Annotated in this window: 16 protein-coding genes; 8 read left to right on the forward strand and 8 right to left on the reverse strand. The window is 28.3% G+C overall.

All coding sequences use genetic code 11. The features are described from left to right. Positions 1–85: 85 nt before the first annotated feature. The 6 genes from ACYPV9_RS05250 to ACYPV9_RS05275 all read right to left on the reverse strand — a co-directional run bounded on the left by ACYPV9_RS05250 (position 86) and on the right by ACYPV9_RS05275 (position 8,063). A complete protein-coding gene (locus ACYPV9_RS05250; protein ID WP_459742106.1) occupies positions 86–1,207 on the reverse strand; it encodes a hypothetical protein in 1,122 nt (373 codons plus the stop codon). A gap of 34 nt (positions 1,208–1,241) precedes the next feature. Continuing rightward, positions 1,242–2,045, reverse strand: a complete 804-nt coding sequence (locus ACYPV9_RS05255; RefSeq protein WP_459742107.1) for a hypothetical protein — start codon at positions 2,043–2,045, stop codon at positions 1,242–1,244. Then, positions 2,032–2,592 carry an RNA polymerase sigma factor gene (locus ACYPV9_RS05260; protein WP_459742109.1) on the reverse strand — a complete coding sequence of 187 codons (561 nt, stop codon included), beginning with the start codon at positions 2,590–2,592 and terminating at the stop codon, positions 2,032–2,034. The genes ACYPV9_RS05255 and ACYPV9_RS05260 overlap by 14 nt, the downstream gene beginning before the upstream one ends. Before the next feature lie 126 nt (positions 2,593–2,718). Then, positions 2,719–4,194 carry a malate dehydrogenase (quinone) gene (gene mqo, locus ACYPV9_RS05265; protein ID WP_459742111.1) on the reverse strand — a complete coding sequence of 492 codons (1,476 nt, stop codon included), beginning with the start codon at positions 4,192–4,194 and terminating at the stop codon, positions 2,719–2,721. Between the two features lie 36 nt (positions 4,195–4,230). After that, the gene (gene priA, locus ACYPV9_RS05270; RefSeq protein WP_459742113.1) at positions 4,231–6,672 is read right to left on the reverse strand and encodes a replication restart helicase PriA; all 2,442 of its coding nucleotides are present in this window, start codon (positions 6,670–6,672) and stop codon (positions 4,231–4,233) included. 209 nt (positions 6,673–6,881) lie between these two features. Next, positions 6,882–8,063: a THUMP domain-containing class I SAM-dependent RNA methyltransferase gene (locus ACYPV9_RS05275; protein WP_459742115.1), complete on the reverse strand. Its 1,182-nt coding sequence runs from the start codon at positions 8,061–8,063 to the stop codon at positions 6,882–6,884. Between the two features lie 186 nt (positions 8,064–8,249). Here ACYPV9_RS05275 and ACYPV9_RS05280 point away from each other — a divergent pair, with 186 nt between their 5' ends. After that, positions 8,250–8,975 carry a class I SAM-dependent DNA methyltransferase gene (locus ACYPV9_RS05280; protein ID WP_299060236.1) on the forward strand — a complete coding sequence of 242 codons (726 nt, stop codon included), beginning with the start codon at positions 8,250–8,252 and terminating at the stop codon, positions 8,973–8,975. Then, positions 8,972–9,649 (forward strand): ZIP family metal transporter, encoded by a 678-nt coding sequence (locus ACYPV9_RS05285; RefSeq protein WP_459742118.1) that lies wholly within the window; start codon positions 8,972–8,974, stop codon positions 9,647–9,649. The genes ACYPV9_RS05280 and ACYPV9_RS05285 overlap by 4 nt, the downstream gene beginning before the upstream one ends. Positions 9,650–9,713: 64 nt before the next feature. Here the strand turns inward: ACYPV9_RS05285 and ACYPV9_RS05290 are convergent, their stop codons facing one another. Next, complete coding sequence (locus tag ACYPV9_RS05290) at positions 9,714–11,897, reverse strand: RecQ family ATP-dependent DNA helicase (protein WP_459742120.1); 2,184 nt, start codon at positions 11,895–11,897, stop codon at positions 9,714–9,716. Between the two features lie 137 nt (positions 11,898–12,034). On the opposite strand from ACYPV9_RS05290, the gene ACYPV9_RS05295 reads away from it, so the two are divergent. The 4 genes from ACYPV9_RS05295 to lptB all read left to right on the forward strand — a co-directional run bounded on the left by ACYPV9_RS05295 (position 12,035) and on the right by lptB (position 14,969). Continuing rightward, complete coding sequence (locus ACYPV9_RS05295; protein ID WP_459742122.1) at positions 12,035–13,003, forward strand: KpsF/GutQ family sugar-phosphate isomerase; 969 nt, start codon at positions 12,035–12,037, stop codon at positions 13,001–13,003. Then, complete coding sequence (tatC, locus tag ACYPV9_RS05300) at positions 13,003–13,830, forward strand: twin-arginine translocase subunit TatC (protein WP_459742124.1); 828 nt, start codon at positions 13,003–13,005, stop codon at positions 13,828–13,830. Before ACYPV9_RS05295 ends, tatC begins: the two co-directional genes overlap by 1 nt. After that, the gene (locus tag ACYPV9_RS05305; RefSeq protein ID WP_459742126.1) at positions 13,805–14,152 is read left to right on the forward strand and encodes a carboxymuconolactone decarboxylase family protein; all 348 of its coding nucleotides are present in this window, start codon (positions 13,805–13,807) and stop codon (positions 14,150–14,152) included. Before tatC ends, ACYPV9_RS05305 begins: the two co-directional genes overlap by 26 nt. Positions 14,153–14,231: 79 nt before the next feature. Continuing rightward, on the forward strand, positions 14,232–14,969 hold the full coding sequence (lptB, locus tag ACYPV9_RS05310) for an LPS export ABC transporter ATP-binding protein (protein WP_299060220.1): 738 nt from the start codon (positions 14,232–14,234) through the stop codon (positions 14,967–14,969). Between the two features lie 53 nt (positions 14,970–15,022). On the opposite strand, the gene ACYPV9_RS05315 is transcribed toward lptB, so the two are convergent. Then, positions 15,023–15,745, reverse strand: a complete 723-nt coding sequence (locus ACYPV9_RS05315) for a CDP-alcohol phosphatidyltransferase family protein (RefSeq protein WP_459742128.1) — start codon at positions 15,743–15,745, stop codon at positions 15,023–15,025. Between the two features lie 107 nt (positions 15,746–15,852). Here ACYPV9_RS05315 and ACYPV9_RS05320 point away from each other — a divergent pair, with 107 nt between their 5' ends. Continuing rightward, entirely contained in the window at positions 15,853–16,827 is a 975-nt protein-coding gene (locus ACYPV9_RS05320; protein WP_459742130.1) for a YheT family hydrolase, read from the forward strand. Between the two features lie 79 nt (positions 16,828–16,906). Then, positions 16,907–17,977 (forward strand): putative type IX sorting system protein PorV2, encoded by a 1,071-nt coding sequence (locus ACYPV9_RS05325; RefSeq protein ID WP_459742132.1) that lies wholly within the window; start codon positions 16,907–16,909, stop codon positions 17,975–17,977.

Below are 17,977 nucleotides of genomic sequence, written 5' to 3' on the forward strand. Positions count from 1 at the left end.
TATGATTAATTAATCAGTAAATTGATAAAAAAAGCCAACACAAGTGTGTTGACTTTTTAATTTTTAATTCTAATTTTAGTATTGCTTAGTTTAAATCTAAACGAAGACCCATCGAAATATTTCTTGTCTCAGTATTTTTAAATAAAGGATTTAAATCATATTTTACATATAAACTTGTAGATCTATATCCAATAAAAGCACTTAAACCATAGTTTATTGTGTTCATGTTATAATTGTTAAACTGAATTTCTTGCACTTTAACATTTCTATCATCTTCATATTCTAAGTATTGTCTTGTACCTAATTTAACACCTACAAAACCACCTAAACCTGCTCTTAAACCTCTATTTGTTCTATCATAAACAAAACCATCTTTGTATTTTTTGTTCTTAGAAAAATCCCATTCAAAATGCATAGGAATATTCATTTGAACATGGCGTAATCTACTTTCAATTAAATTATTAGAAAATACTTCGATATCTGTTCTATCTCCGTTTTTAACGTGAGATTGATTGTTGTCTAACCTTAAATTATTCCAAAGAAAAGAAAGACCATATTTAAAGTAAACTTGCGAAGCTTCTTTTGTTAATCTAGTTTTCCATGTAAAACCTATTTCATAAAAGTGAGATTGCCAAAACTTGTATTCAGAATCGCTTAAAGAACCAAATTTATGATCTTCTAAAACATTATTTACACCTAAAGCAAATACAAATTGACTTGTTGTTCTTCTATTATTCTTTCCGTCTCTTCTCCATCTCTTCTCTTTTCTTTCTCGGTCTAAATCATTTTCGTCATTAACGTCTTTGCTATTAACTGTAAAACGAAAAGTTTTGTTACCTACTTTAAAAGTATTTACATCATCATCTCTAAAATCTTTATCATCTGTACTAATAATTTTTCCATTCGTTTTTTCTTGAACAAGTACCTGTAATAATTGTTCTTGCTTACTAACCTGCTCTTCAATTTGTTTAGCATGATACTTAGCTGCTTCTTTCTTTAAATTATCAGCTATCTCCTTTGTAATTTCTCCTTTTTCTAACTTTTTATCAATAACAAGAACTTTTGCTTTTAAAGAATCTTTTTGATTTTTTGTAATTTGTTCTATTTTTTTTGAGATTTTTCTTACTTCTTTTTCAAAAGTTCTTTTTTCTTGACCAAATGTTGTTATCGACAACATTAAGAGTAATATGATTGTAATTTTTTTCATTATAAATTGTTTTATCAGGTTTGTCTTTTTTTATTTAATTGTTTCGACTAGCAATCGCAGTAGCAATGTTAGATATTTTTTTCTTTAAAGATTTTAAGAAATTATTTTCAAAAACATCATTATTAATACTACGTTCTACTTCTGCCAATATAGTTTCTGGATTCACTTTTAAATCAGATTTTATGAGCTCAGATTTAATCGCTTTTAAAAGTTCTTCTTCACTAATATTATTATTTGCGTAATACGATTCTACTTTACTGCTTTTATTGGTTACTGAATTTAACAAGTCATCTGCATTTACTGTAATACTAAATTTTTCTTTATTAAAGTTAGAACCAGGGTTTACTTCATTTTTAGCAATTACATTTGGTACTGTTCTTGTTGTTTTATTTACTAATGATGGTTCTGTCTTTTTATTATTTTTAATAGTTGACTGAACAATTTTAGTACTATTATTTTTTTTGATAGGAATGTTATTATCACCCTTTTTTATTTTTTCTTCTATTGACTGTTCGTTTTTTACGATTGCTTTTTCTACCGGAACTTCATTAAAATGATTTTCAATATTTTTAATAATATTTACAGTATCTAACACTTCTTCTACTATAATTGATTCGTTTTTAATGATGATTTCATCTTTAGAAAAAATGAAAAATCCCATAGAAATAATTACTAAAATACTTGCAGCATAGCCTATATAAAAAAACCAACCTTTCTTTTTTTGCTTTGGTTGTTCATCTAATTTTATAGACAAACGTTCCCAAGCAGAAACCGATGGCTCAAGAGTTCTATTTGCGAACTTCTCTTTTATGTTGTTGTCTAACTTATTTGTTTTCATGAATTGTTTTATTCATTTTATAATAATTTTCTTGCAATAATTTACGTGCTTTAAACAATTGCGATTTTGATGTATTTTCTGATATATCTAATTTTTTAGCAATTTCAGAATGTTTGTAACCTTCTATAGCAAATAGATTAAATACCATTTTATAACCGTCTGGTAATTTGTCTATTAATTTTTGAATATCTTCTACAGAAGTGTTTTCTAAACTTTCTGTGGCTGCATCGTTAAACACAAAATCTTCATCAGATAAATCTACCAGGTTCTTTTTTCTGAGATAAGAGATGCACGTATTCACCATTATTCTCCGAATCCAACCTTCAAAACTACCTTCATGCTTAAACTTTTCTAAGTTTGTAAAAACCTTTAAAAAACCTTGTAACATTAAATCCTCTGCATGATGCAAATCTTTTACATATTGCCTACAAACTCCCAACATTTTAGGCGAATGCTGCTCAAACAATTTTTGTTGCGCTTCTCTGTTGTTATCAATCGCTTTTTTAATTAACGATTTTTGTTTGTTATGCAATGTTATAATTTTCAAGCCTCTCTTTGTGTTTTTAACTGCCTTACAAATATATAGACTACAGATGTTTTAAAAAGGTTGTCTCTAAATTAAAAAAAGTCTTCAAAAAAATTATGAAGACTTTGTTTGATAGTAAAAAACCCTTTAAAGATTTAAAGATAATTTACTATTTTTAAGTTCTTTAAAAAATAATTCTTCAGTAATTTCTGAATTATAAAATGGAACAATATTTTTTAATTTTTCTTTACTTTCTTCGGATTCTATTAATTCAGGAAAAGCTTTTTTAATAACTTCTAACATAATTGATGTTGCCGTTGAAGCTCCAGGAGAAGCGCCTAATAAACATGTAATACTTCCATCTTTACTAGAAATCACTTCTGTACCAAATTGTAATTTACCACCTTTAAATTCATCTTTTTTAATAATTTGAACTCTTTGGCCTGCTTTTACAACTTCCCAATCTTCATCTTTTGCATCTTTTACAAACTTTCGTAAAGAATCCATTCTATCCTCTTTACTCATTAACACTTGCTCTATTAAATATTGAGTTAATGGTAAATTATGCCAAAAAGCACCAAACATAGAAGGTATATTATCAAACTGAATAGATTTAAATAAATCTAAATTAGAACCTTCTTTTAAAAATTTAGGACTAAAACCAGCAAAAGGACCAAACATTAATTGACGTTTTCCATCAATATAACGTGTATCTAAATGTGGTGTAGACATTGGCGGGTCTCCGATACCAGCTTTACTATAAACTTTTGCGTTATGCTGTTTAATGATTTCTTCATTATTACAAACCAACCATTCACCACTTACAGGAAAACCACCATAACCTTCTTTTTCGTCAATTTCTACTTTTTGTAATAATAATAAACTTCCTCCTCCTGCTCCAATAAAAACATGTTCAGCTTCTAATTGATGTACTTTTTTTGTCTTTAAATTTTTTATTTCAACAGTCCAATCTAAATCTGTATCAGGGTCAATATCTAATACTTCCATATTACAATGAACTGGTGTATCAAATTCTTTTTCTAAAATCGAAAATAGTTTTTCAGTTAAAACTCCGTAATTCATTTCTGTACCTCTGTCAATTCTAGAGGCTGCCATTATTTCATTTTTATTTCTACTTTTAGCAATTAAAGGAAACCATTCCTCCATTTTTACTTTTTCTCTTGTAAATTCAATAGAATTGAACATAAAATGTTCTTTAAAAGCCTTGAATCTTTTTTCTAAATAATTGGCATTTTCTTTTCCTAAAACCCAACTATGATGTTTAACTGATGCAATAAAGTCTTCAGGGTTTTTTAAGTATCCTTCCTTAATTAAATACGACCAAAATTGTTTGGAAGTTTCGTATTGCGTACAAATATCGACGGCCTTTTTAATTGAAATTGATCCATCTTCATTTTCCGGACAATAATTTAATTCACACAAAGCAGAATGACCTGTTCCTGCATTATTCCAAGCAGCAGAACTTTCTTGAGCAACTTTGTCTAATCTTTCTAAAATTAAAATTTCTTTCTTAGGATCTAAAAGTTTAGTAATTAATGCTAAAGTAGCACTCATAATTCCACCACCAACACAGATTAAATCGTAATCTTTTTTCAATTTCATAAAGTATTTTTTAAGAATTTATAAACTTTTTATTTTCTAGTAAGCATCCACATCAATAATAAAACGGATTGGTCTAAAGTCTTTTACAGCTTCAAAAGTATTTCTAATTTTAGTAATCTGATTTTTAGTATTTGTTAAGTTTTGTTTTGGTGGAATCTTTATTACAATATTTTTAATGTATTGATTTCTAATTCTTGAAACTGCGGGAGCAGTTGGTCCTAAAACATTTTCGCCAAAAGAAGTATGCAATGCTTTAAACAGCCAGTTAACACCCAAATCTACTTTAGTATAATCTTTATGTTTTAGGGTTATTTTTATAAGTCTGTAATATGGTGGATATTTATACTGCCAACGTTCTTGCAATTGTTCTTTATACATTTCTGAATAACTTGTAGTAGAAACTTGTTGTAATATTTGATGATAAGGATTATAGGTTTGAATGGCTACATTTCCTTGTTTTTTACTTCTTCCTGCTCTACCAGAAACTTGTACCATCATATCGTATGCGCGCTCGTGTGCTCTAAAATCAGGAAAGTTTAGCATGGTATCTGCATTTAATATTCCTACTAAAGATACATTTTCAAAATCTAAACCTTTAGAAAGCATTTGAGTACCAACTAATATGTCTATTTCTTTGGCTTCAAATGCTCCAATAATTTTTTGATAACCGTATTTACCTCGTGTTGTATCTAAATCCATTCTACCGATTTTATAGTCTGGAAAAAGTTCTTTTAACTCTAATTCTATTTGTTCTGTACCAAAACCTTTTGTGTCTAAAGTATTGCTACCACAAGCACCACAACTATTTGGCATTGCTCTCTGATAATTACAGTAATGGCAACGTAATTCGTGTTTAAATTTATGATATGTTAAAGTAACATCGCAATTTGGGCATTCTGGTGATACTCCACAAGTTTTACATTCTACAACTGGTGAATAGCCTCTTCTATTTTGAAATAAAATAACTTGTTCTTTTTCTTTTAGTGCCTCTTTAATCAATAAAAGCATTCTATCAGAAAAATGACCTGTCATTTCCTTTTTCTTATGCTTTGTTTTAACATCAATAAGTTCGATTTTTGGTAACTGTACATTACCATGACGTCTATTTAAAGAAACAAAGCCATACTTTTTTTCAGTAGCATTAAAATAAGATTCTAAAGATGGTGTTGCAGAGCCTAATAATATTTTTGCTTTATGTATTTTAGCTAAAACAATAGCAGCATCTCTAGCATTGTATCTTGGTGAAGGTTCGAATTGTTTGTAAGAAGTTTCGTGTTCTTCATCTACTACAATTAATCCTAAATTAGAAAAAGGTAAAAACACAGAAGATCTAGCGCCTAATACAATTCTAGCTTTTGGTTTGTTTTCTAAAACATTATTCCAAACTTCTACCCTTTCGTTTATAGAATATTTAGAATGAAATACAGAAATTTGTTCACCAAAATAAAATTGTAAACGTGTAATAATTTGAGTTGTTAGTGCAATTTCAGGTAACAAAAATAAAACCTGTTTACCTTGATCTAAAACTTCTTGAATCAATTTTGTATAAACTTCAGTTTTACCAGAACTTGTAACACCATGCAAAAGTGTAACGTCTTTTTCTTTAAAGGTTTCTTTAATTTCAGAAAGTGCTGTTTCTTGAAATTCATTTAAAACTTTTAAATCGTTTGTGTCTCCTTTAAACTGAACTCTATCTGTTTGAATATGGTAAAACTCGAAGATGTTTTTATCAACCAAAGATTTTAATATTGATGAAGAAGCATTTGCAGATTCTTCCAAATCTTTTGCTTTTATAGGTTTTTTAGATGTTGATAATTGAAAGAAAGTTAAAACAGCTTCTCGCTGTTTTTTTGCTCTAGACAATTCTTCTAACAAATTATTTAAAGCTAAATCTGAATTGTATGCAGCATTTAATCGTACATATTTTACTAATTTAGGTTTGTATTGCTCGTAAATTTCTTCTTTAACATAAATTGCAGATTTTTTTATTAAAGAATTTACAATGGGCATTACTTTCTTTTTACCAAGAATAGCAACTACTTGATGTATTGTTAATTGAGATTGATGTTGTAGCGCTTCGAAAATTAAAAATTCATCATCTGTTAAAATAGATTCATCTGTAAATGTTTCATTTTTAAAAAGTATTGTTTCACTTTCTAATAGAAAAGCAGATGGTAAAGATGCTCTATAGACATCTCCTAAAGAACACATATAATAATTAGCAATCCATTGCCAATGTCGCAATTGTAATTCATTTACAATAGGCGTATCGTCTAATATTTGATGAATTTCTTTGGCTTCATACAACGTTGGTGCGTTGTTATGAATATTAAATACCAAACCTGTATACATTTTTGTTTTACCAAACGATACCGCAACTCGCATTCCTTTTTTTAAAAACGCTGCTTCTTCTTTTGTTACAAAGTAGGTAAATGTTTTCTGAATAGGAATTGGTAAAATAACGTCTATAAAATGCATAGAATCTAGAGTTCGCTAATTAAAAGTTTAATTTGTACAACAGAATCAAAACTAATAAAAAATAGAACTAAAATAAGAAAGCAATTCCTTTTTTTAATTCTAAATTTTACTGTTTAATATGTTTAGCCCTGATTGTAGCATTTGTTTGAGCTCTTTTTTGAGAAACGAAAAAAAAGCGAGTGCGAAAAGCAGGAAATAGCTTCTAAAAATTAATCTTCAGAAGTGTCTTCTTGTTTGCGTTCTTTAAATTTACGCGTTCCTTCATACAATTCGTATTTCACAAATTTACAATCTAAATCTCCGTTTTTAAGCGCGATTCTTTTAGAAGTTCTTAATCCTACACATTTTAAAGCATCTGTATCAGAAGTAATTAACCAAGCCGTAGAACCAGGATAATTGTGTTTTAAAGTATCGCCAATTTTTTTATAAAACTCTTCTGTATCGATGTTTAATCTTTCGCCATATGGCGGATTGAATAGAATTGTTGTGTTACCAAAAACTTCTTTTGTTGAGTTAAAAAAGTTTACGTGGTGTACACCAATAAACTCATCTAAATTAGCACTTTCTATATTTGCTTTTGCTTTTTGCACTGCAGATGGCGCTTTATCAAACCCCATTATTTTAAAGTGAGAAGATCTAATTTTCTTTAATAAAGAATCTTGAATGGTAAAATACAAATCTTCATCGTAATCTTTCCAATGTTCAAAAGCAAATAACTTTCTATTAATATTTGCAGGAATGTTATTGGCAATCATGGCTGCTTCTATTAAAATTGTACCAGAACCACACATTGGGTCTATAAAGTTTTCATCGCCTGTATAACCAGATAACAATACCATTCCGGCAGCTAAAACTTCATTAATTGGTGCAATATTTGTAGCTGTTCTGTATCCTCTTTTATGTAAAGAATCTCCAGAAGAATCTAAAGAAACTGTTAACCAATCTTTCTGAATGTGAACGTGAACTTTAACATCTGGATATTTTAAATCTACATTTGGTCTTTTATGATATTTATGACGAAAATAATCTGCAATTGCATCTTTAGATTTTAAAGATATATAATGAGAGTTCGATGTAAAATTTTTAGAATTTACAACTGCACCAATAGCAAACGTACCATCGGCGTCTAAATAGTTTTCCCATTTTATTTTCTGAATTGCTTCATATAAATCTTCTTCATCATAGATTTTACAAGTTTTTATAGGCTTTAAAATTCTAACAGCTGTTCTTAAAGCAATATTTGCTTTGTACATAAAACCTTTATCTCCTCTAAAAGAAACACTTCTTACTGCTTCTTTAACATCTTGCGCTCCTAATTTTTTAAGTTCGTCTGCCAACACACCTTCTAAACCAAAAAGTGTTGTTGCTGTCATTTTAAAATCTTTATTCATACTTGTAAAATTGTATGCAAAAATACATTTAATTGTTAGAATGATGTTATTAGATTACGGAAGTTTTAAATTATAATTAAATTACAGAATCGACTAACAGGCTTTTATTAGTGAATTAAAATAGTTTGTTAAAATTTCATTTTACAGAATGTAAGTTTTAGTTACTTTTACAGACTCAAAGCACTTATGAAAACAAAAGACTGGTTTACAGATTGGTTTAATACAAAGTATTACCACATTCTTTACAAGGATAGAAATAATTCTGAAGCACAACTATTTATTAAAAATATTACTACTTATTTAAACATAGATAAAAAAAGTAATGTTTTAGATATGCCGTGCGGTAAAGGTAGACATGCTGTGTATTTAAATTCTTTAGGTTACAATGTAACCGGAGCAGATTTATCTAAAAACAGTATTAATTACGCTAAAAAGTTTGAAAACGACACTTTAAACTTTAAAGTTCATGATATGCGTATTGCTTTAGAAAATAAGTACAATGCCATTTTTAATCTTTTTACAAGTTTTGGTTATTTTGATGACGATAAACAAGATATTTTAATTCTTAAAAACATTAAAAATGCACTAACTAAAAACGGACTTTTTGTCTTTGATTTTTTAAATGCAAATAAAGTGAAAGCCAATTTAGTTACACAAGAAACTAAAACCATAGAAGGCATTACTTTTGATATTAAAAGAGAAATTGTAGATGGATTTATTTTAAAGCATATTTCTTTTGTTGCTGATGGTAAAAATCACGCTTATACAGAAAGAGTAAAATTTTTAGATTTAGAAAAAATGACTTCTTATCTTGATGCCGTTGGTTTTAAAATTGCAGAAACCTTTGGAGATTATAACTTAAATAGTTTTAATGAAAACAATTCTAATAGATTAATTATTGTTGCAAAATGATTAATATCTTATTAATATCTTCTGTATTAATTGGCTCTTTATTAGTTTTTGTAATAAAACCAAGTAATAAACTAGTTCGTTTACTACTAGCTTTTAGCGGTTCTTATTTATTGTCTGTCACAATATTACATTTATTACCAGAGGTTTACGAAACCACTACAAATCCTAAAAAAATAGGAATTATCATCCTTTTCGGAATCATTTTACAATCGATTTTAGAATCTTTTTCTAAAGGTGCAGAACATGGTCATATTCACATTCATACAGACGGAAAAAAGTTTCCAACCTTATTATTTCTAAGTTTATGTTTGCATGCATTTTCTGAAGGTTTACCAATAAATCATTCAGATGATAATTTGTTATGGGCTATTGTAGTGCACAAAATACCAATTGCTATTGTACTTACCACTTTTTTAGTAAATACAAAATACAATAAAAAAACAATTTTCGGTTTTCTGTTTTTCTTTGGATTGATGAGTCCGTTAGGAGTTTTAATAGGAAATAAAATAGATTTTTTTACAGACTATTATGCGGAAATTATCGCTTTAATAATCGGAATATTTTTACATATTTCAACTATAATTTTATTTGAAAGTTCAGAAAATCATAAGTTTAACATCCAAAAGTTTACAGCTATACTTTTAGGTATTTTACTCACTATTTTTACTTTATAAAAAAAGTCTATTTTAAAAAAATAATTCTTTAAAATAGACTTTAAGTATATAATCTTAAAATTGATTAATTTCCTACTTCATTTATAAATTTGATGCGCATTAAACGTAATTCATCTTCATCATAATCACCATCAAACTCATCTAAAGCTTCTTGAATTTTATCAGTTTCTGCTTCCATGAAGTAATCATAAATTTCTTCTTGTTGATCTTCATCTAAAACATCATCTAAAGCATAATTAATATCTAGTTTTGTCCCAGAAAAAATAATAGCTTCCATTTCTTTGATTAGTTCTGTCATTTCTAAACCTTTTGATTTCGAAATGTCTTCTAAAGGCAGTTTTCTGTCTGTATTCTGAATAATATATAATTTTATTCCAGAATTTGTACCTGTACTTTTTACAATTAAATCGTCTGGTCTTAAAATTTCGTTTTCGGTAACATAATTAGAAATTAATGCAACAAATTCTTTACCAAATTTCCTAGCCTTACCTTCTCCTACACCATGAACCGTAGAAAGTTCTTCTAAATTAATAGGATATTTTAGAGCCATATCATCTAAAGATGGGTCTTGAAAAACAGCAAATGGAGGAACACCTTGTTTGTTTGCTACCTTTTTACGTAAATCTTTTAAGAGTTTAACCAAAGTAGCATCTGTTGCAGCTCCTGCAGATTTAGCATTGGTAATTATAGTATTGTCATTTTCTTCAGAATAAGAATGATCTTCTGTCATCATAAAAGAAACAGGTTTCTTTAAAAATCTTTCTCCTTCTTTAGTTAATTTTACGACTCCGTACTGTTCTATTTCTTTTTTTATAAAATTTACAACTAAAACTTGTCTAACCAAAGCCATCCAATAAGCCGCATTTTTCTCTTTTCCTATTCCGAAAAATGGTTGTAAATGTGTTTTATGAGAAGTTAATAATGCATTTTCTTTACCTATTAAAGTATTTACAACTTCTTTAGATTTATATTTTTGCATTGTATTTTTAACAACAGATAACAGTTTAATTACATCTTCTTTTGCTTCGTGTTTTTTCTTCGGATTTCGAGAATTATCATCCATGTCGGCTCCTTCGCCGTTTATTTCATCAAAATCTTCACCAAAATAATGTAATAAATATTTACGCCTATTCATAGAAGTTTCTGCATAACCTACAACCTCTTGTAATAAAGCATGACCAATTTCTTGTTCTGCTACTGGTTTACTAGACATAAATTTTTCTAACTTTTCTATGTCTTTGTAAGAGTAAAAAGCCAAACAATAACCTTCGCCATCATCTCTACCTGCTCTACCAGTTTCTTGATAATAACTTTCTAAACTTTTAGGAATGTCGTGATGTATTACAAATCTAACATCTGGTTTGTCAATTCCCATACCAAAAGCTATGGTAGCAACTACAATATCACAATCTTCCATCAAAAACATATCTTGATGTTTTGCTCTTGTTTTTGCATCTAAGCCGGCATGGTAAGGAACAGCATTTAAACCATTAACTTGCAGTATTTGGGCAACTTCTTCAACCTTTTTTCTACTTAAACAATATATAATACCAGATTTACCAATTCTTTGTTTTACAAAACGGATAATATCTTTTTCTACTTCTTTAGTTTTAGGTCTAACCTCGTAAAATAAATTAGGTCTATTAAAAGATGCTTTAAATCTATTAGCATCTGTTATACCTAATGTTTTTAAAATGTCTTCTTGTACTTTTTCTGTAGCAGTTGCTGTTAAACAAATAACTGGTACATTGTCTATGGCTTTAATTATGTGTTTTAAATTTCTATATTCTGGTCTAAAATCATGACCCCATTCAGAAATACAATGTGCCTCATCTATTGCTACAAAAGAAATTTTTTGAGTTCTTAAGAATAAAACATACTCTTCTTTTATTAAAGATTCTGGTGCTACATATAAAAGTTTTGTAACTCCGTTAGAAATATCTTCTTTAACTTTTGCTATTTCTGTTTTGTTAAGAGAAGAATTTAATACGTGGGCAACACCATTATTTTCAGAAATACCTCTAATGGCATCTACTTGGTTTTTCATTAATGCAATTAACGGAGAGACAACAATTGCTGTACCCTCTTGCATAAGTGCAGGTAATTGATAACAAAGAGACTTTCCGCCTCCGGTAGGCATAATAACAAAAGTATTATTACCATTTACAATACTATTAACAACTTGCTCTTGTAAGCCTTTAAATTTATTAAATCCAAAGAACTTTTTTAGAGGGCTATGTAAATCCATTTATAAAATATTCGTTTAACGTTAAAAACAAAATACAAACCTTCATATAGTTTGATGAAACTATTTTTTGTAGTAAATTTGCTTGTTTATCAATCTAAAGATATAACTTTTTTTTGTTCTAATAAAATACAAAACTATTGAAAAAAATTAATCCGATATTACAAATAGCAAAAGAAACCATATTATTGGAAAGTACTGCTATTGCGAATTTAGCAAATTTATTAGATGATAACTTCGAAAACGCTGTAAATTTTATATTAAATGCAAACGGAAGGGTTATAATTACAGGAATTGGTAAAAGTGCAAATATTGCAACTAAAATTGTGGCAACTTTTAACTCTACTGGGACACCCGCTATTTTTATGCATGCTGCAGACGCGATACACGGAGATTTAGGAAACGTTCAAGAAAATGATGTAGTTATTTGTTTATCTAAAAGCGGTAATACTCCAGAAATAAAAGTGTTGGTTCCTTTAATTAAAAATTACGGTAATAAAATTATTGCTATAACAGGAAATGTTGATTCTTATTTAGGAAAAAATGCTGATTATCCTTTAAATACTTTTGTAGAAAAAGAAGCTTGCACCAATAATCTTGCGCCAACTACTAGTACAACTGCACAATTAGTTATGGGTGATGCTTTAGCAATGTGCTTACAAGATTTAAGAGGTTTTTCTAGCAAAGATTTTGCTAAATATCATCCTGGAGGTGCTTTGGGAAAACGTCTATATCTAAGAGTTTCTGACTTAATTGCAAATAATCAGGTACCTAAAGTAAATAGTTCTGATACTATTGCAAATGTTATTGTAGAAATATCAGAAAAAAGATTAGGTGTAACCGCTGTTTTAGAAAACGATATCTTAGTAGGTATAATTACTGATGGAGATATTAGAAGAATGCTTAGCAAAACAACAGACATAAACCATTTTACTGCAAAAGATATTATGGGGCAAAACCCAAAAACTATTTCAGAAAATGCAATGGCTGTAGAGGCTTTAGATAAGTTAGAAAACAATAGTATTACTCAAATTTTAGTAATAAACGATAAAAATAAATATGTTGGTGTTGTACATTTGCATGATTTAATTAAAGAAGGAATTTTCTAATGGCGGAAGAACAAAAAGAAATGTCTTTTCTAGGACATTTAGAAGAATTAAGATGGCATTTGGTAAGAAGTGCATCAGCAATATTTATTATCGGAATTTTATTATTCATTTTTCAGAAAGAAGTTTATGAATACTTTTTATTAGCACATAGAAAACCCGATTTTATAACATATCAGGTTTTTTGTGATTTTTTTAATTTTTTAGGATTAGATAGTACCTTCTGTAACGTAAAATTTAATGATAATTTAATCAGTTTAAAACCTACACAGCAATTAATGAATGCTATTTGGTCTTCATTAATTTTAGGAATAATACTTGCATTTCCTTATTTATTATGGGAATTATGGCGTTTTATTGCACCAGGTTTAACAGAAAGAGAAATTAAAAATTCGAGAGGTTTTATTTTTATTGCTTCTTTTTTATTTTTCTGCGGAATCGCATTTAGCTTTTATGTGATTGCACCAATTTCTATTCATTTCTTGTATAATTATCAAATTACAGATTTAATACAGAATAATTTTACAATGGATTCTCATATTGGTTTGGTAACTAATATGTTATTAGGAATTTCAATTTTATTCGAATTGCCAGTTTTAATTTATTTTTTAACTAAAATAGGGTTGGTAACACCAGAATTCTTAAAAAAATACAGAAAACACGCGTTAGTAGTTGTTTTAATCTTAGCAGCTATAATTACGCCTCCAGATATTGCTAGTCAAATTATTGTAGCAATTCCGATACTTTTTTTATATGAAATAAGTATCAAAGTTTCAAAAATGGTGATCAAAAAACAATTAAAAGATGCACAAAAAAGTACAAGAGTTTAATGACTATCGTTCTAAAATGAACAAAAAAATATTAGACTCTGATAACAAGGTTATTAAAAGAATTTTTAATCTAGACACAAATGCTTTTAAAGAAGGGCATTTACCCGTAAAAACAAAAGAATTGTTAGGCTTAGTGGCTTCTGCAGTTTTAAGATGTGATGATTGTATTCAATACCACTTAGAATCTGCTAAACAAAACGGAGTAACTACAGAAGAGATGATGGAAACAATGTCTATAGCCAATTTGGTTGGGGGCACAATTGTAATACCTCATTTAAGAAAAGCTGTAGAATATTGGGAAATGTTAGATGAAAAAGAGTAACTGTTTAAGATACCTTTAAGAATAAAAAAGTAGTTTTTTACTACTTTTAACAAACCCAAAAAAACTACATATTTAAAATATGATTTTAAAAGCAGATAACATCCAGAAAATCTACGGAAGTAGAAAAGTTGTAAAAGGTATTTCTTTAGAAGTACAACAAGGAGAAATTATTGGTTTATTAGGGCCAAACGGTGCTGGTAAAACTACTTCTTTTTACATGATTGTTGGTATGATTAAACCAAATGCTGGTAAAATTTTTTTAAATGATGAAGAAATAACCCAAGACGCTATGTATAAGCGAGCGCAAAAAGGGATTGGGTATTTGGCACAAGAAGCTTCTGTTTTTAGAAAACTTTCGGTAGAAGATAATATTATGTCTGTTTTACAATTTACTGGTCGTTCTAAAAAAGAACAAAAATTGAAGTTAGAATCTTTAATTGAAGAATTTAATATTGGCCATGTTCGAAAAAACAGAGGAGATTTATTATCCGGAGGAGAAAGAAGAAGAACAGAGATTGCACGATGTTTAGCTTCAGACCCCAACTTTATTCTTTTAGACGAACCCTTTGCTGGTGTAGATCCTATTGCTGTTGAAGATATTCAGAGTATTGTGGCGCATTTAAAAGATAGAAATATTGGTATTTTAATTACAGATCATGATGTGCAAGCCACCTTAGCAATTACAGACAAGACATATTTAATGTATAATGGAAGTATCCTAAAAGAAGGAACACCAGAGGAGCTTGCCGCTGATGAAATGGTAAGAAAAGTATACTTAGGTAAAGATTTCGAGCTTAAAAAACGTAAAGTATTTTAAGTCAAACTTAACTTTATAAAAAAAGCATCAATTTAAAATTGATGCTTTTTTATTTACACTTTTTTAGAATTTGATATCAGCGATAATATTACGTAGATTGTTATTATTAAAGGAATTGATAAATATTGTAAACTTATAATCATAAACAATGATATCATTAGAAATAAATATTTAATGATATTATTTTTTACTGCATAATTTTTAAACTTTAAAGAAAACAATGGTAATTCAGCATTCATTAAATATGTTAATATTAATGTAATTGTAATTAAAAAGTAATTGTTTCTAATAAGATTGTTAACTAACTCTATGTTAGAATATTCTAAAATTAAGGGTAAAGAAATTACAAACAAACTCATTGCAGGTGTTGGTAGACCAATAAAAGATTCAGATTGTCTTGTATCAATATTAAATTTTGCTAATCTGTAACATGCGCCTAAGGTTAGTATCAATCCTATAAATGGAAGAATTGTAGGTAAATTAAATTCATCAATAAAAATAACTGATCCAATTTGCTTGTCTCCTATTAGCTTAAACATTATAATTCCCGGTACAACCCCACTTGTAACCATATCTGCTAAAGAATCTAATTGTTTTCCTAACTCCCCAGAAACGTTTAATAAACGTGCGGCAAATCCATCAAAAAAATCAAAAAATATACCCAAAACCACAAATAAACCTGCGTATACAAAGTTGTTATTAACAGCTAAAATGGTTGCAATTGTTCCGCAAAATAAATTACCTAATGTAAGTAAGTTAGGAATGTGTTTTTTCATTATAAAATTTGATTTGAGGGCTAAAATAATAAATCCTAATTTGGTAATTTTCTAAAATTATTAATATTTTGTGTATTTTTAAAAATTATCATCCAATAACACTAAGAATGCCAATATTAAAATCGGACTTCTCTCCTACTTTACCATTTAAAAACGCTCATTTTAACACAATATATCGTCCGTTATTTTCTAAGGAAACATGTACTTACAGCCGTGAAAGAATATCTACTTGGGATGAAGATTTTATAGATTTAGATTTTTCTAAAGTTGGTTCTAAAAATTTGGTGATTTTAATTCATGGTTTGGAAGGTAGTTCTCAATCAAAATATATTATTTCTTCTGTAAACCATTTAAATAGTAAAGGTTTAGATTCAGTTTCTTTAAATTTAAGAAGCTGTAGTGGCGAAGATAATTTGTTGTTAGACACATATCACAGTGGTAAAACCGAAGATGTAGATTTTGTAATTAAATATATAGTTAACAATTATAATTACGATTCTGTTGTAATTATAGGTTTTAGTTTGGGTGGTAATTTAACCCTAAAATATTTAGGAGAATACCAAGAAAAACTATCAGACAAAATTAAAGGAGGTATTGCTGTTTCTGTACCAATAGATATTACAACTGCAGAAAAAGAGCTAGATAAATTTAAAAACAAATTGTATGTAGAAGTTTTTTTTAAAACTCTTAAAAGTAAAATTTTAGAAAAGGCGAATAAATTTCCAGAATTTAATTTAGATAAAGAACGATTAAAAAAAGCAACAAAATTTAAACATTTAGAACATTTATATACTGTACCTGTTTTTGGTTTTAAAAATCCAGAAGATTATTGGGAAAAAGCAAGTTCTAAACCTTTTTTATCTAAAATAGACAGACCAACTTTATTAGTAAATGCAAAAGATGATACGTTTTTATCTGCAGAATGTTATCCTAGAAAAGAAGCAATAAATTCTCGTAATTTTTATTTAGAAATTCCAGATTTTGGTGGTCACTGTGGTTTTATAAGCTCATTTAAAACCGAAGAAAACAATTGGTTAGAGTCTAAAATATTTTCTTTTATAGAAGAAAAAATCCGATTATAACTTTGCGAAACAATATCTTAGTAAAACTAATGTTATTTTAGTAGGATTTAAGATATTTGTTTTATAAAAATTAAGCCATTTGAAATTTAAAGTTTTACTTTTATTCTTATTATTTTCAGTTTTAATAAATGCACAAGCGTTTAGAAATTATTCTAATGAATTTTTAAACATTGGTGTAGATGCTGCCGCACTTGGTAAAAGTAAAGCTGTTGTTGCAACTACAAATAATGTAAATGCAACTTATTGGAATCCTGCAGGTTTAGTTGGTATAGAAGACTATCAAGGCTCATTAATGTATGCTTCTTATTTTGCAGGTATAGCAAATTACAACCACGCAGCCTTTGCGATGCCAATAGACAAAGAAAGTGCCTTAGGAATATCTATTATTAGATTTGGTGTTGATGACATTTTAAATACAACACAACTAATTGATAGTGAAGGAAACATAGATTTTAATAGGATTAGTTTATTTTCGGCCGCAGATTATGCGTTTAATTTTGCTTATGCAAGAAATTTAATCTTTAAAGATGTTAAATTAGGCGTAAATGCAAAAATTGTAAGAAGAACAATTGGAGATTTTGCTTCTTCTTGGGGATTTGGTTTTGACGTTGGCCTTCAATTTGAGAGAAATAATTGGAAATTTGGTTTAATGGCTAGAGATATAACTACAACATTTAACAGTTGGGCTATAAATGAACAAGAATTTGAAAAAATTAGAGACGCAATTCCTGGTCAAAATCAAGAATTACCTCAAAGTACAGAAATTACAAAGCCTAAATTACAATTAGGAGTTGCAAGAGATTTTAAAATTGGCCGATTTTTTAACTTACAAACAGAAGTAGATTTAAATATAAGATTTGCAAGGACCAATGATATCTTCTCTTCGGATGCTGGTAGTATTGACCCGGCAATTGGCTTACAATTAGACTATGAAAACATGGTGTATTTAAGAGCTGGTGTTGGTAATTTTCAATATCAAACAGAATTTGACAATTCAAAATCTTTAAATACACAACCCAATTTTGGTGTAGGATTTAATTATAAAGGAATTCAAATTGATTATGCTTTAACCAATATTGGTAGCGTTGGGAATGCTTTATATTCTAATATTTTTTCTGTTACTATAGATTATAATTTACTTAGACCTTAA

Source organism: Polaribacter sp. OB-PA-B3, from assembly GCF_054589375.1.